This window comes from Actinomadura sp. NPDC048955 (genome assembly GCF_040649435.1).
GTDB classification, from domain to species: Bacteria; Actinomycetota; Actinomycetes; order Streptosporangiales; family Streptosporangiaceae; genus Spirillospora; species Spirillospora luteofluorescens.
The window spans coordinates 33,936-48,210 of the sequence record NZ_JBEZJI010000050.1; the positions used below are offsets into that span (position 1 = coordinate 33,936).

Consider the following 14,275-nt stretch of genomic DNA (forward strand, 5'->3'; position numbering starts at 1 on the left):
CCGGTGGCCTCGGGTCCCCCAACCCGCCACGCGGCGCGCCCGCAGGCCGGGCCGCCCCCCGGCGGCTCCGACCCGGTCGCTTTTGCCGGGCCGCAATGCATCGACATCGTGACTATAACCGGGCTTGGTGATGGCTGTCAGCAATCTAATCGCCTTTACGGCAGGACGACGGAACTCTTTGCCCGGGGCGTGGCGGGAAAGGGAATAAAAAGGCGGACAATTCTCTGGATATGCCGTCTATGTGCGCGGCCGTCCCGGCGCGCGGGCCGTCCTGCGCGGACGCCGCGCTCCGCTGGGAGCGTACGGACGTACGGCCGGGGGTGGTCATGGGGCAGGATGGACCCATGCCTTCTCGGGACTTTTCGTTGCACGGGGCCATCGACCTGGGAGCGCGCCAGGCCGCGTCAAGGAAGCAGCAGGAACGCCGCGCCCAGGGCGGCGGCGCGCCGGCTCAGGGCGCGCCCGGCGGCCCCTACGTCGTGGACGTCACCGACCAGACCTTCAACACCGAGGTCGTGGAGCGGTCGCAGTCCGTCCCCGTCCTGGTGGACTTCTGGGCCGAATGGTGCGGTCCGTGCAAGCAGCTCGGCCCGATCCTGGAGAAGCTCGCCACCGAGGCGGCCGGCAAGTGGATCCTGGCCAAGGTCGACGTCGACGCGAACCCGCAGCTCGGCGCCTACATGCAGCAGATGGGCGTGCGCGGCATCCCGTTCGTGGCGGCGGTCGTCGCCGGGCAGCTGCTGCCGTTCCTGAACGGCGCCGCGCCCGAGCCGCAGGTCCGCCAGGCCATCGACCAGCTCTTCGACGCGCTGCGCAAGGAGGGCATCCTGCCCGACGCCCCCGAGGGCGAGCAGCCGGCCCCCGGCGAGGAGGCCCCCGCCGCCGACCCGGTGTACTCCGCGGCCGAGGAGGCCCTGCAGCGCGGCGACCTGGACGGTGCCAAGCTCGCGTTCGAGCGCATCCTCGCCGCCGACCCGAGGGACGGCGAGGCCAAGCAGGGCCTCGCCCTGGTCGAGCTGAGCCTGCGCGTACGGTCGCTGGACGCCGAGCGCGTCCTCCAGGAGGCGGCCGAGAAGCCCGGCGACGTCCAGGCGCAGATCAGCGCGTCCGACGTGGAGATGGTGTCCGGGCGCATCGACGAGGCCTTCGACCGGCTGGTGGGCGCGGTGCGGCGCGGCGCGGGCGACGACCGCGACGCGGCGCGCAAGCACCTGCTGTCGCTGTTCGAGCTGCTGCCGCCGGACGACCCGCGCGTCGGCAAGGCCCGCCGCGGCCTCCAGTCCGCCCTGTTCTGAGCAGACCGCCGTTCCGGCCCGGGCCGACGTTTCGGTCCGGGCCGCTGTTCTCGGCGCGTGGCCCAGTTCCGGCGCGTGTTCCGTACGCGGGTGGCCGTCGAAGCGGGCCGAGCTGGGGCGACCGGGACACCTGACCGCGATGGTGAGCGTATGCTCGTTGACTGATGACCGCGCCCGTGCGGCCACGTGAAGCACTTCCACGGGTGAAGCACTTCCACGGGGCCGATCCGGCGGATCCGCGGCCGCGCCCCGGACGCACCGTCTCCTGGGAGCAGCGCGCTCGGATATGGACAAACCCGTATAAATAGGGAGCAGCTGTCGTGGCGAGCGTGCCAAGCGTGTCGTACTCCATCACCGTCCGGCTGGAGGTCCCGGCCGGCGGCAGGGCCGTCAGCCAGATCACCCACGTGGTCGAGAACGCGGGCGGCATCGTCACGGCCCTCGACGTCAACACCGCCGGCCACGAGACCCTGCGCATCGACGTCACGATCGCCACCCGCGACACCCAGCACGCCGAGGCGATCGCGGGCGCGCTGGAGCGGATCGACTCCGTCAAGATCCACAAGGTCAGCGACCGGACGTTCCTGATGCACCTCGGCGGCAAGATCGAGATGCAGTCGAAGGTGCCGCTTCGCAACCGCGACGAGCTGTCGATGGCCTACACGCCCGGCGTCGCCCGCGTCTCCCTGGCCATCGCCCGCAACCCCGAGGACGTCCGCCGGCTGACGATCAAGCGCAACAGCGTCGCCGTGGTGACCGACGGCTCGGCGGTGCTCGGCCTCGGCAACATCGGCCCGGAGGCCGCGCTGCCGGTCATGGAGGGCAAGGCGGCGCTGTTCAAGCGGTTCGCCGGGATCGACGCGTGGCCGATCTGCCTCGACACCCAGGACACCGACGAGATCGTCCGGACGGTGCAGATCCTCGCGCCCGCGTTCGGCGGCATCAACCTGGAGGACATCTCCGCGCCGCGCTGCTTCGAGGTCGAGGCCCGGCTGCGCGAGCTGCTCGACATCCCCGTCTTCCACGACGACCAGCACGGCACCGCGATCTGCGTGCTCGCCGCGCTGACCAACGCGCTGCGCGTCGTCGGCAAGGACATCGGCGCCGTGCGCATCACGATGGCGGGCGCGGGCGCGGCCGGCACCGCCATCCTGAAGCTGCTGATGCACGCGGGCGCCCGCAACCTCGTCGTCTGCGACTACGCCGGCGCCGTGCACAAGGGCCGCGACGACCTCGACGACTCGCTGCGCTGGATCGCCGAGCACACCAACGAGGGCGGCTACTCCGGCGACCTGCGCGGCGCGGTGAAGAACGCCGACGTGTTCATCGGCGTGTCCGCCCCCGGCATCCTGAACGGCGACGACATCGCCACGATGAGCGGCGACGCGATCGTGTTCGCCCTCGCCAACCCCGAGCCGGAGGTCTCGCCGGACGAGGCGCGCGAGCACGCCGCCGTGGTCGCCACCGGCCGCAGCGACTACCCGAACCAGATCAACAACGTGCTGGCGTTCCCCGGCGTGTTCCGCGGCCTCCTGGACGCCCAGGCCAGCGGCGTCACCCTCGACATGCTCGCCGCCGCGGCCAAGGCCCTCGCCGAGGTCGTCACCCCGGACGAGCTCGGCCCGAACTACATCGTGCCGAGCGTCTTCCACCCGGACGTCAGCACCCGCGTGGCCGGCGCCGTCCGCGAGGCCGCGGGCGGCCGCCCCCGCACCGAGGCGTAGGCGCCGCCGGAGGCGGGTCCGGAGGGCGGGCCCGCGGCTGCGCTCAGTCCGACTTCCTGCCCGCGAACATGTGCTCGCGGCGGCGCGGCCAGGTGCCGCCCCACCAGAAGATGATCGCGCCGGTCAGGATGACGGCGATCCCGGTCACGGCCCGCGCCCACAGGACGGTGTCGGGGCCGGTGTGCGGCAGCTTCCCGGGCGGCGTCTCGCGCGGCGCGGCGCCGCCCGCCTTCTTGCAGTTCGCCTTGGCGGCGGTGCTGCCGATCTGCCGGTTCGCCCACCGGACGGTGATGCGGGTGCTGCGGTCCTCGCGCAGCTTCACCGCGACCGTCCGGGTGGTGCCGGGGCCGATCTTGCCGGGGACGGCGGCGGTGTCGTCGTTCTTCTCGACGGAGAAGTCCTCGGTCTGGGTTCCGGTGTTGCGGACCTTGACGTTGACGGTGCGGTCCGGGCAGGAGACCGATCCGATCGTGGCCGTCACCGGCCGCGCCGGAGCCGGCGTGCGGCTCGGCGTGCGGGACGGGGTGTGCGTCGGAGTCCGCGTGGGCTTGCCCGAGGCGGACGGCGAGCCGCTGGACGTACTCGGGCTGGGGCTCGTGGACTCCGTGGCTGAGGTCGGCGACGCCGAGCCGTCCGACCCCAGCAGGGCCGGGATCGCGATCAGCGCCCCGATCACGATGAACACGGCGGCGATGACGACCCTGGGCAACTGCATCGCTGTCCTCCCGGCCCGCACCAAGCGGGTGGCCGATGATCCTAGATCATTCTTAACCCAGGACCTTGTGGTGCCGATATCCCCATCGATAGGAATGCGTAACAGGCTAACGAGCGAGGAGGCGTGCCGCCGGAGGTCCGGGCAACGCATCATGGGATCCATGGAAGACGGGATCAGGGTCGGGCTCCTGCTGGTGGCCACGCCGCAGCTGGAGGATCCGAACTTTCGGCGCAGCGTCGTCCTGCTGGTCGAGCACGACGGCGACGGGGGAACCCTGGGAGTCGTCCTAAACCGGCCGACCGAGATTCCTGTGGACCGCGTCCTGCCGCCGTGGGCGGAGCTCGTGACGGGACCGGCCGTGGTGTTCCAGGGCGGGCCGGTCGCCCTGGAGAACGCGCTCGCCCTGGCCCGGCTCCCCGGCGAGGACGAGCCGCTCGGCTGGCGCGCCCTGGACGGCGGCACCGAGGTCGCCCGGGTGGGCCTGGTCGACCTGGAGGCCCCGCCCGGCCTGCTCGCGGCGGAGCTGCTGCAGCTGCGCGTGTTCGCCGGATACGCGGGCTGGTCGCCCGGGCAGCTGCGCACCGAGGTCGAGGAGGGCTCGTGGTACCTGGTGCCCGCCGAGGCCGGGGACGTGTTCGCCGGCGACCCGGAGCGGCTGTGGCAGAACGTGCTGCGCAGGCAGGGCGGCGACCTGGCCTTCGTCGCCACTTTCCCCGAGGACCCGACGCTGAACTAAGGTGAACGGTGTGAGTACGAAGATCCTTCCTGACAGCGACACCCAGAGCGATGTCAAACCGGACCTCTCCCACGGTGACGGCGACCACGAGCGGTTCGCCCACTACGTGAAGAAGGCCAAGATCACCGAGAGCGCGGTGACCGGCACGCCGGTGATCGCGCTGTGCGGCAAGGTCTGGGTGCCGAACCGGGATCCGAAGAAGTACCCCGTCTGCCCGGAGTGCAAGGAGATCTACGAGTCCATGCAGTCCGGCGGGGGCAAGGGCGAGGAGTGACCGGCCGCTGAACGGCGGCCGAGGGCGCGCCGCCGGGTAGGCGTGCGCGCGTGAGGTCCTGCGGTCATGTGCCGCGGGACCTCGGCCTTTCTTATCGCGGGACGCCCCGAAAGGGACGTCCCTGAACAATCGGGGGATTGAATGCGGCGCTTGGCCGGGGTTTCACTGTGCGCACTGTCGGTCACGGTGTGTGCCGTTCCGGGTTCGGTGAGTGAGGGGGAGTGGGAGCGGGCGAAGGTCGCTCCGGCCGCGCGAGGCGACGACTGCGCCCCCGGCCGCGCGGGCACGGGGGGCGGGACGGCCTCCGTCGGCGGGAGGGGCGCCCCGGGCGGGACGGCGCGGTCGGCGCTGGCGCGCGACCGGGCCGACCTCGGCCACGAGCAGGCGGCCGCCATGCTCGCCGACCTCCGCCGCACGCTCCTCGACCGGTTCGGGACGTCCGACGAGGCCCTCCTCGACCAGCGCCTCTTCGACGGACCGCTCGCGGGCTCGGCCCGCCGCGAGTCGCAGCGGCGGGCGACGGGGAGCCTCGTCGTGCCGGTGCGGTTCCACGTCGTCCACAGCGGGAGTTCGGGGCGGCTGTCCACGGCGGCGGTCCAGCGGCAGATCGCCACGCTGAACGCGGCCTACGGCGGACGCCTCGGCGGCTCCGACACCCACGTCAGGTTCCGGCTCGACTCCCTGGACCGCACTGACAACCCGTCCTGGTTCCACAACCCGCAGCGCAACGAGGGCCCGATGAAGCGGCGCCTCCGCAAGGGCGGCCGCGGGACGCTCAACCTCTACACGGCCGCCGTCGGGTCCGACGTGCTGGGCTTCTCCACCTTCCCGCAGTGGTACCGGCGCGACCCGCGCCTGGACGGCGTCATCGTCGACTTCCGCAGCCTTCCGTACGGGTCGTACGCGCCGTTCAACCACGGGTTCACGGCCGTCCACGAGATCGGGCACTGGCTCGGCCTGATGCACACGTTCGAGGGCGGGTGCGTGTCGCCGGGCGACGGGGTGGCCGACACCCCGTACGAAGCGGAGCCGGCGCAGGGCTGCCCGCAGGGACGCGACTCGTGCCCGCAGCGCGGCCGCGATCCGATCCACAATTTCATGGACTACGCCCACGACGCCTGCATGCGCGGCTTCACCGCAGGTCAGGGCCGCCGTGTCCGGGCGGTGTGGGCGGCGTACCGGTCCCGCAAGGCCGGCCGCCACCGTGTGGATCTCGGCACAGGTGCGCCGGGCGCGGCACGATCTGTCGGTGCGGCTCGGTAGCCTTCAATGACCGTGAGCACCTTCGCCGCATCGAGCATGCCCCCCGCCTTCCCCGAGCGGGCCGCCTGGGGGACCGCGTCCTCCCTGCGCGCCTGGCAGCAGCAGGCGCTGGAGGCGTATTTCGGCGTGGACGGAACGGCGCCCGGCCCCCGCGACTTCCTCACCGTCGCGACGCCGGGCGCCGGCAAGACGACGTTCGCGCTCCGGCTCGCCCGCGAGCTGATGGAGCGCCGCGTCGTCGCCTCGCTCACGATCGTGTGCCCGACCGAGCACCTCAAGCGGCAGTGGGCCGAGTCGGCGGCCCGTGTCGGCATCAGGATCGACCCCGAGTACCAGAACGGGCAGGGCCCGGTCGGCAAGGACTTCCACGGCGTCGCCGTCACGTACGCGACCGTCGCCGCGCGCCCGGCGCTGCACCGCAACCGCACCGAGGCGCGCAAGTCGCTGGTCATCTTCGACGAGGTGCACCACGCGGGCGACGGCCTGTCGTGGGGCGACGCCGTCCGGGAGGCGTTCGAGCCGGCGACGCGGCGGCTCGCCCTGTCCGGCACGCCGTTCCGCACCGACATCAACCCGATCCCGTTCGTCCAGTACGAGGAGGGGCCCGACGGCGTCCGGCGCAGCCAGGCCGACTACACCTACGGCTACGGCCCCGCCCTCGCCGACGGCGTCGTCCGACCGGTGATCTTCCTGGCCTACGCGGGCGAGATGCGCTGGCGCACCCGCGCGGGCGACGAGATCACCGCGACCCTCGGCGAGCCGCTCACCCAGGACCAGACGTCCCAGGCGTGGCGGGCGGCGCTCGACCCCAAGGGCAACTGGATCACGCAGGTGCTGGCCGCGGCCGACCGCCGCCTCACCGAGCTGCGCCGCGTCATCCCGGACGCGGGCGGCCTGGTCATCGCCACCGACCACGAGGCCGCCCGCGCCTACGCCAAGATGCTGCGCGCGGTGACGGGGCAGGGCGCCACGATCGTGCTGTCGGACGACCCGACCGCGTCCAAGAAGATCAAGGCGTTCGGCGAGACCGACGACCGCTGGATGGTCGCGGTCCGCATGGTGTCCGAGGGCGTCGACATCCCGCGGCTGTGCGTCGGCGTCTACGCCACCTCGACCAGCACGCCGCTGTTCTTCGCGCAGGCCATCGGGCGCTTCGTCCGTGCCCGCAAGCGCGGCGAGACCGCGTCGGTGTTCCTGCCGTCGGTGCCGACGCTGATGGGCCACGCCTCCGAGATGGAGGAGGAGCGCGACCACGTCCTCGACCGCCCCGTCCGCGAGGACGGCCTCGACGACGACCTCCTCGCCGAGGCCAACCGCGAGAAGGACACCCCCGACGTCGGCGAGGAGCTGCCGTTCGAGACGGTGGAGGCGTCCGCGACGTTCGACCGCGTGCTCTACGACGGCGGCGAGTTCGGCATGAACGCCGAGCCGGGGTCGGCCGAGGAGGAGGAGTTCCTCGGCATCCCCGGCCTGCTGGAGCCCGACCAGGTGTCGGCGCTGCTGCGCAAGCGGCAGGCCGACCAGATCGCCAACGAGCGCCGCCGCAAGACCGGCGACCCCCGCGAGGACCGCACGACCGCCGAGGACATCGCGGCCCTGCGCCGCGAACTGAACGGCCTCGTCAACGCCTGGAACCACCGCACGGGCCAGCCGCAGGGCGTCATCCACAACGAGCTGCGCCGCGCCTGCGGCGGCCCGCCCGTTCCCCAGGCGAGCGCGGAGGAGATCCGCGAACGCATAGCCAAGATCCGCGACTGGGCCGCCAAGCGCCGCAGCTGACGCGTCACCGCCGCGTCGCGGCTGAGCCCGCCGCAGAGTCGGCGGCGCTGTGCGTGCCCAGGCGATCCCGGAGGACGTCGTCCAGGACGCCCGCCACGCGCTGAGGGCCGTCGCACGGGTACTGCATTGCCCCCGAGACCCGGTAGGCCCACCGCCCGCCGGCATGTTCCGCCGTGACGCCGACCGCAAGGCTTCCGGCGCCAGGCCTTCCCTCACCGTCCAGCGTCCGGACGCCATTGTGCGATTACGGCCGTTGACGTCGGAGCTTGCGCTGTAGCGGTCGACCCCTCGCATCCGGAAGCAGAACGAGGCCTGGCTCAGCCAGGCCCTCGTTTGTGGTGCGGAGAGGCGCGAGCCTCTCACATGGGGCCGTCCTCTCAGACGGCCTGGTTGCTCCTGGAGCGGGGCCTGCGGAATGCGAACCAGATGTAGAACTTTCCGCCGCCGAAGGCGCCGAGCCCCACGACGACGGCGCCGATGAAGACGCCGAGGCTCAGGGGAACGCTCGCCCCGACGATGAGGCCGATGATGACACCGAGCAGGGTGCCGATGATGCCGCCGATGAGAGCGAACCCACCGAGGCCTGCGATGATCTGAAGCACGAGTTTCAGTTCTGCGGTTTCGCGGTTCATGAGAACCCTCCGGTTGAGTGTCGCACCTCTCGCAAGGTGAGGTGCCTGCTCTGCACCGTCCGTGACCGGTCGCCCCGCGCAAGGTGATCCAGGCGGTCCCGTCGGCCGGACGTCCGTGTCGCGAGCGCCGTCGTCGACCTGCGTGATGGTCGGCTCGTCGCAGCCGGGCCGCTGCCTCCGGCTCCGTCAGCCCACACCCAACGTTCGACCGCGTGCTCTACGACGGCGGCGGGTTCGGCATGAACGCCGAGCCGGGGTCGGCCGAGGAGGAGGAGTTCCTCGGCATCCCCGGCCTGCTGGAGCCCGACCAGGTGTCGGCGCTGCTGCGCAAGCGGCAGGCCGACCAGATCGCCAACGAGCGCCGCCGCAAGACCGGCGACCCCCGCGAGGACCGCACCGCCGCCGCGGACATCGCGGCCCTGCGCCGCGAACTGAACGGCAGCCAAGCGCCGCCGTGTCACCGCGGCGCCGCGACAGAGCCGACGGCGAGGCGCGCGCCCAGGCGATCCCAGAGGACGTCGCTGAGGACGCCCGCCACGCGCTGAGGGCCGTCGCACGGGTACCGCAGCGCCCCTGAGACGCGGTAGCCCCACCGCCCGCCGGCACGTTCCGCCGTGACGCTGACCGCAAGGCTTCCGGCGCCCTCGGGGAAGACCCACAGCACCGGCGGCGACTCCACGTAGATTTTGAGGTGGGGACCAGCCGTGAGCGTGCGTCGCGGCGGCCAGGACGTCAAGGTGCCGTTCGGCGGTGGCATGCCCGAACCGGACACGCCACCACCCCATCACCAGGCGGCTGCGTGCCACTTTCACCCGTGAAGCCGAGCCCATGTCACCTTCCCGCCGCCGTCCAGCATCCGGACGCCCCACTCGGTGGCGAGCAGGGCGACCATGAGCAGCCCCCGCCCGGACTCCGCCGCGTCGTCCTCGCCCAGGAGAACCGGTGCCACATCGGACCTGTCCTCCACTTCCACCACGAAGTAGCCGTTTTCCAAGACCAGACGTACGGGAATGGCTTTCGTGTCGGTGTGCCTATAGGCGTTCGTGACTAATTCTGTGACCACGGTCCTCGCGATGTAGTCGTCGCCTAGGCGCCACTTGGCGAGAACGTCGGCGACCCAGGAGCGCGCCTGTTGTGGCGCATGTTCCGACGATTCGATCAGGACGGCTTCTGCCGCCGTTCCCGAATCGATCATGAATTCGACCTCCAGAAATCTGTTTCCGAAATCCAGTGGTCGAATCATCGCCTGTATGTCACCCTGAGTATCGCCAGAACTGCAAAGCGTGCCCATGGTGTGCGCATCCGCAGGTCATTCGCCGTTCATAGCCGGTCGATGCCGGTCATCGCCGGTCATTCGAAGCAAGGGAGAAACAGCGATGGGACAGCGTCCGAACGATCTGCGGCCGTGGGAGTCGCCGAACGCGCTCCTCGGGTCCGAGCTACGGCGCTATCGAGAGGCGGCGGGCCTGAGCATCGCCGCCTTCTGCGAACTCATCCAGGAGAGCGCGCCCTACTCGAAGAGCACGGTCGGCTCCGTGGAGCGGGGGGAGTCTCGGCCTGATCGGCTCCTAGCCGTCCACGCCGATCGCGTCCTCGACACCCGCGAAGCCCTCACCCACCTGTGGGACGGCCTCTACAAGGGAACCAACGCCGTCCCCGCATGGTTCGTCGACTGGGCCATGCAGGAACCGAAGTTCGAGAGGATCCGGAGCTACGAGCCTTTGATCGTGCCCGGCCTGCTCCAAGTGCCCGCCTACGCCGCCGCCATCCTCGACGACGAGGCGGCCCTTGAGGCCCGACTGGCGCGGCAGGGCATCCTGAACGGGGACCGGACGCCGCCGCACCTCCTCTACGTGCTGGACGAGAGCGTGCTCTATCGCGACGCCGGTGGAGCCGAGGTGATGCGCGAACAACTCCAGCGCCTTATCGAGGTCTCGTCCCGCCTCGTGCGCATCCAGATCATTCCGCTTCGCCTGCACGAAGGCATCGGCGGCGCATTCGCCATCGGTACCCTCCCGGACGGAAGCGAGGTAGGCTACAAAGACAACCCGATCAACGGCGACACGACCACGGACCGCGCCGAACTCAATCGGCTCGCCGGGTTGTTCGCGTCAATCCAGTCCGCCGCGTATCCCGTAGACCAGTCTCTCGAACTGATAGCGAAGGTGGCGCAGGAAAAATGGACTTGAGCACCGCCGTGTGGCGCAAGGCTTCCCGCAGCTCGAACAACGGCGGCAACTGCGTCGAGGTTGCCCGTGTAGGTGACGCCGTGGCGGTCCGTGACAGCAAGGACCCGGACGGCCCCAAGCTCCTCATCGCCCCCCAGGTGCTCCGCCGCCTCGGTGAGGTCATCAAGCACGCCTAGTACTCCAGCCGTAGATCGTGATTAGGGATGCGGAGACCGCTGGTTGGTAGCCTCCCGACGTGGCTGAGACCTGGGACGAACAGCAGTTGATCGCGGACGGCTTCGAGCGGGTGTACGCCGAGTTGGAGTGGTACGACGGGCCGCGCAAAGGGCTCGCGGTCATCAATGGTGCTTCGCACTACTTCGAGAGTCTCGACTACGCCGATGATGCCGGCGAGTACTTCGTGTGGCCCGCGAGCGAGGCGGCGATGACGATGGAGCGCGAGCAGTGGGCGATCTTCGCCAGGTGGAACGAACGGTATGAAGCCGGGACGGTCGAGTCGGCTAGCCATCCGGGGAACGGAGGGATCGATCCCCGCTACGACGAGTTGGATTCCCTCCTCGCGCCCTACCGTCATCTGCCGGAGGGTGTTCGTCGGCTTGTGGGTGAGGTGCGATTCGATGCAGGTGCCCGCTACCGCGTCGACGGAGTCGACTACTGGTTCCGGTGGCGCACAAGTGGGTGAGGCCGACGTTGATAGTCAGGTGTTGTGTGGACAACCAACGATCATGCGGCGGCCTTGGACGCCAAGAGCCGACCAAAGCCGGTGCCGTTCGTAGACCGTCTTCCACGGACCGAAGCGTTCCGGCAGGTCACGCCACTGCACCCCAGTCCGTGCCCGATACAGGATGCCGTCGATAACCTGACGGTGGTCCCGCCACCGGCCGCACCGACCGTTATTCATGGGCAGGAACGGCCGCAGCCGGTCCCACGCCTCGTCCGTCAAATCTCCGCGAACGGTCATGCTGCGGAAAACGAGTTCTGCCGTCTGATCGGCACGGCCTACGCTTCCGTGATCGATGACGCCGCATATCCAACGTAACGGGGGTCTTGGTGTGAGCGTGAACAGCGGCAACGGGCTTGCATCGCTAGAACAGTTGCCTGGCTACGTCCTCCGGCCATATCACGGCCACGAAGACCACAGAGCCATGGCCGCTGTGCGGCTCGGCTGTGCAGAGCGGGACCGGATCGACGCCCGCTCGGTTGTGGAAGGTCTCCCGACGGCAGCCGAGATCGCCGAAGCCTCCGCCAAGCTCGACGACCCATCCGAGAACCAGGCATTGGTGGAGCACAACGGTGGTGTCGTCGGCTACTCGACGATCAGGCGGTGGCAGGAGCGGGACGGGACGTGGTTGTACCTGCACCGCGGCTACCTGTTGCCCGAGCACCGCGGCCAGGGCATCGGCTCAGCCATGCTCAACTGGGCAGAAAGCCGTATCCGCCAGCTCGTGCAACAGCATGGAACCGCACAGACGGCCGTGCTCGGCGCGAACGCCATGGCCTCTGAACAGGATGCAACGGCGCTACTGCTCGACTCGGGATACCGACGTGTCTTCAGCCTGGTAGAGCTGGAGCTGGCCGATCTCCGACAGCTCCCCGACGGCAAGCCGTTGCCAGCCGGCATCCGAGTCGGAGCCGTCGATCCAAGCAGCTACCGCGCGGCCTGGAAAACGGTCGTCGATTCATATGCGGAGGCCGCCTTCACCGAGAGGTGGACGTTCGAGAGCTTCCTCGCCACGGCCGACCCGACCTGCTGGCGGGCTGCTTGGGATCGGGAAGATATGGCCGGTGTCGCCCTGTGCTCCATCCATCGGCAGGACGCCACCGTGGGGGAAGTCGAAGAATTGAGCGTCCGGAAAGAGTCAAGGCGTCTGGGACTTGGGCGAGCCCTGCTACTGGACGGGCTGCGATGCCTTCGCGAGCACGGTGCAGAGACTGCCCGGTTGTACACCGGCACCGCGAATCCGCACCGATCCTACGACCTCTACGAGGGCGTAGGGTTCCGGCGCCAGAATGAGCACGTCCGCTACCGCAAGCCGATCACCGTCTGATCCGGCAGAGGTAGCTCCGCAGCGCCTTGTCGGTGCGGATTCCCGAAGACTGAACCCGGCTTGATCGCCCGGACAGGGCCTAGCTGGGACGCGTTCGTACAGTCCGCTGCGTGTCCCGTGGGCCGATCTCATCTTCTGCACGACGAAGTCAGGACAGAAAACGTGGACCTGAGTACCGCCGTATGGCGCAAGGCGGCCCGTAGTTCCAACAACGGCGGCGACTGCGTCGAGGTCCCCCGCGTCGGCGAGGTCGTGGCCGTCCGTGACAGCAAGGACCCGGACGGCCCCAAGCTTCTCCTCACCCCCCAGGCGCTCCGGCGCCTCAGTGCGGCCATCAAGAACGCCTAGCTCTGGACGGCTGAACCACCCGGGAGGGGCGCGTCACTGACTCCTCACCGGGTGGCGGCCAGCACCGCCGCGAGACCTTCCCGCAGGTCCTTGACGAAGTACTCGGGAACCTCCAGCGACGGGAAGTGTCCGCCCTTCTCGGGCGAGTTCCAGCGGACGATCTGGCGGTACCGCTCCTTTGCCCAGGGGCGCGGACACTTCTCGACATCGCGCGGGTACATCGTGATGGCCGACGGGACGTCGACCCGGAGTTCGGGGTCGAGCGAGTTGTGGCTCTCGTAGTAGATGCGGGCCGCGGACGCGCCGGTCCGCGTCAGCCAGTAGAGGGTGACGTCGTCGAGGATTCTGTCGCGGGAGATCGTCTCGAACGGGCTGTCCTCGGTGTCGGACCATTCGGCGAACTTGTCGAGGATCCAGGCGAGGAGCCCGACCGGTGAGTCGACGAGCGAGTAGCCGATGGTTTGGGGGCGGGTCGCCTGCTGCTTCGCGTACGCCGCGCGGTGGCGCCAGAAATCGCGGGTGTCCTCGGCCCATGTGCGCTCGGCCGCCGTCAGCCCGTCCGTTGGCAGGCCGGGCGGCGCCTCCGCGAACAGGGTGTGGATGCCGAGGACGTGCTCCGGGAACCTGCCGCCGAGGACCGTGGTGATATTGCCTCCCCAGTCGCCGCCGTGGGCCAGGAACCTGCTGTAGCCGAGCCGTTCCATCAGTTCCACCCACGCGGCCGCGATCTTTTCGGTCCCCCACCCCGTGACGGCCGGCCTGTCGCTGTAGCCGAAGCCCGGTAGCGACGGCGCCACGACGTGGAACGCGGGCGCGTCCGCGTCTTTCGGATCTGCCAACTCGTCCACCACGTCGACGAACTCGGCGACGCTGCCCGGCCAGCCGTGCGTCAGGATCAAAGGAGTGGCGTCCGCGCGCGCGGATCGGCGGTGCAGGAAGTGGACGCCCAGATCATCGATGGTCGTGCGGAACTGGCCGATGCGGTCGAGGCGCTCTTCGAACGACCGCCACCTGTACCCGGTGCGCCAGTAGTCCACGACATCGACGAGGTCGGCGAGAGGTACGCCCTGGTCCCATCGGCGAGGGCCGGGCGCGGTGCGACGGATCGTCTCGGCCTCCGGCAGCCGCGCCGCGGCCAGCCGCGCGCGCAGATCGTCGAGGTCGGCGTCGGTCGCGCGGGCTTCGAAAGCTCGAACGTCGCTGGTCGGGTGCGGCATGAGACCTCCTGGCCTTAGCGGAACCGGCTAAGACGGTTCTAGCAGCGCCTCCGGC

Annotated in this window: 15 protein-coding genes and 2 pseudogenes; 12 read left to right on the forward strand and 5 right to left on the reverse strand. The window is 70.1% G+C overall.

The genetic code is table 11. The features are described 5' to 3' along the window. Nucleotides 1-365 precede the first annotated feature (365 nt). Both AB0C84_RS34225 and AB0C84_RS34230 read left to right on the forward strand, forming a co-directional pair. Nucleotides 366-1,295 (forward strand): tetratricopeptide repeat protein, encoded by a 930-nt coding sequence (locus tag AB0C84_RS34225; protein ID WP_361074474.1) that lies wholly within the window; start codon nt 366-368, stop codon nt 1,293-1,295. A gap of 320 nt (nt 1,296-1,615) precedes the next feature. Then, nucleotides 1,616-3,019 carry an NAD-dependent malic enzyme gene (locus tag AB0C84_RS34230; protein WP_361074476.1) on the forward strand — a complete coding sequence of 468 codons (1,404 nt, stop codon included), beginning with the start codon at nt 1,616-1,618 and terminating at the stop codon, nt 3,017-3,019. Nucleotides 3,020-3,062: 43 nt separating this feature from the next. On the opposite strand, the gene AB0C84_RS34235 is transcribed toward AB0C84_RS34230, so the two are convergent. Then, the gene (locus AB0C84_RS34235) at nt 3,063-3,734 is read right to left on the reverse strand and encodes a hypothetical protein (RefSeq protein ID WP_361074478.1); all 672 of its coding nucleotides are present in this window, start codon (nt 3,732-3,734) and stop codon (nt 3,063-3,065) included. 160 nt (nt 3,735-3,894) lie between these two features. Here AB0C84_RS34235 and AB0C84_RS34240 point away from each other — a divergent pair, with 160 nt between their 5' ends. The 4 genes from AB0C84_RS34240 (at nt 3,895) to AB0C84_RS34255 (ending at nt 7,786) form a co-directional block, all read left to right on the forward strand. Next, nucleotides 3,895-4,470: a YqgE/AlgH family protein gene (locus AB0C84_RS34240; protein ID WP_179846460.1), complete on the forward strand. Its 576-nt coding sequence runs from the start codon at nt 3,895-3,897 to the stop codon at nt 4,468-4,470. 10 nt (nt 4,471-4,480) lie between these two features. Beyond that, on the forward strand, nt 4,481-4,744 hold the full coding sequence (locus AB0C84_RS34245) for a DUF3039 domain-containing protein (protein WP_179846461.1): 264 nt from the start codon (nt 4,481-4,483) through the stop codon (nt 4,742-4,744). Between the two features lie 207 nt (nt 4,745-4,951). Continuing rightward, nucleotides 4,952-6,007 carry a zinc metalloprotease gene (locus AB0C84_RS34250; protein WP_361074481.1) on the forward strand — a complete coding sequence of 352 codons (1,056 nt, stop codon included), beginning with the start codon at nt 4,952-4,954 and terminating at the stop codon, nt 6,005-6,007. A 36-nt stretch (nt 6,008-6,043) separates the two neighbouring features. Further along, on the forward strand, nt 6,044-7,786 hold the full coding sequence (locus tag AB0C84_RS34255) for a DEAD/DEAH box helicase (RefSeq protein WP_339156705.1): 1,743 nt from the start codon (nt 6,044-6,046) through the stop codon (nt 7,784-7,786). Between the two features lie 377 nt (nt 7,787-8,163). Here AB0C84_RS34255 and AB0C84_RS34260 read toward each other — a convergent pair whose 3' ends face one another. After that, nucleotides 8,164-8,418 carry a hypothetical protein gene (locus AB0C84_RS34260; protein ID WP_361074483.1) on the reverse strand — a complete coding sequence of 85 codons (255 nt, stop codon included), beginning with the start codon at nt 8,416-8,418 and terminating at the stop codon, nt 8,164-8,166. Between the two features lie 200 nt (nt 8,419-8,618). Here AB0C84_RS34260 and AB0C84_RS34265 point away from each other — a divergent pair. After that, nucleotides 8,619-8,858: pseudogene (locus AB0C84_RS34265) on the forward strand (ATP-dependent helicase); the annotation flags it as partial. Nucleotides 8,859-9,226: 368 nt separating this feature from the next. Here the strand turns inward: AB0C84_RS34265 and AB0C84_RS34270 are convergent. Continuing rightward, nucleotides 9,227-9,661 (reverse strand): ATP-binding protein, encoded by a 435-nt coding sequence (locus tag AB0C84_RS34270; protein ID WP_361074485.1) that lies wholly within the window; start codon nt 9,659-9,661, stop codon nt 9,227-9,229. Nucleotides 9,662-9,794: 133 nt separating this feature from the next. On the opposite strand from AB0C84_RS34270, the gene AB0C84_RS34275 reads away from it, so the two are divergent. From AB0C84_RS34275 to AB0C84_RS34285, 3 genes are read left to right on the forward strand one after another with little or no spacing between them, the layout of a single operon-like run. Next, nucleotides 9,795-10,607: a helix-turn-helix transcriptional regulator gene (locus AB0C84_RS34275; protein WP_361074487.1), complete on the forward strand. Its 813-nt coding sequence runs from the start codon at nt 9,795-9,797 to the stop codon at nt 10,605-10,607. Then, nucleotides 10,598-10,783 carry a DUF397 domain-containing protein gene (locus tag AB0C84_RS34280; protein WP_361074489.1) on the forward strand — a complete coding sequence of 62 codons (186 nt, stop codon included), beginning with the start codon at nt 10,598-10,600 and terminating at the stop codon, nt 10,781-10,783. The genes AB0C84_RS34275 and AB0C84_RS34280 overlap by 10 nt, the downstream gene beginning before the upstream one ends. Before the next feature lie 59 nt (nt 10,784-10,842). Then, a complete protein-coding gene (locus tag AB0C84_RS34285) occupies nt 10,843-11,289 on the forward strand; it encodes a hypothetical protein (protein WP_361074491.1) in 447 nt (148 codons plus the stop codon). 57 nt (nt 11,290-11,346) lie between these two features. On the opposite strand, the pseudogene AB0C84_RS34290 reads toward AB0C84_RS34285, so the two are convergent. After that, nucleotides 11,347-11,568, reverse strand: a pseudogene (locus tag AB0C84_RS34290) (transposase); the annotation flags it as partial. A gap of 97 nt (nt 11,569-11,665) precedes the next feature. Between AB0C84_RS34290 and AB0C84_RS34295 the strand changes: the two are divergent. Together AB0C84_RS34295 and AB0C84_RS34300 are read left to right on the forward strand one after the other, a co-directional pair. Next, a complete protein-coding gene (locus tag AB0C84_RS34295; RefSeq protein ID WP_361074493.1) occupies nt 11,666-12,655 on the forward strand; it encodes a GNAT family N-acetyltransferase in 990 nt (329 codons plus the stop codon). Nucleotides 12,656-12,817: 162 nt separating this feature from the next. Further along, entirely contained in the window at nt 12,818-13,003 is a 186-nt protein-coding gene (locus tag AB0C84_RS34300; RefSeq protein ID WP_361074495.1) for a DUF397 domain-containing protein, read from the forward strand. Nucleotides 13,004-13,047: 44 nt separating this feature from the next. Here the strand turns inward: AB0C84_RS34300 and AB0C84_RS34305 are convergent, their stop codons facing one another. Then, complete coding sequence (locus AB0C84_RS34305) at nt 13,048-14,220, reverse strand: epoxide hydrolase (RefSeq protein WP_361074497.1); 1,173 nt, start codon at nt 14,218-14,220, stop codon at nt 13,048-13,050. Between the last annotated feature and the right edge of the window lie 55 nt (nt 14,221-14,275).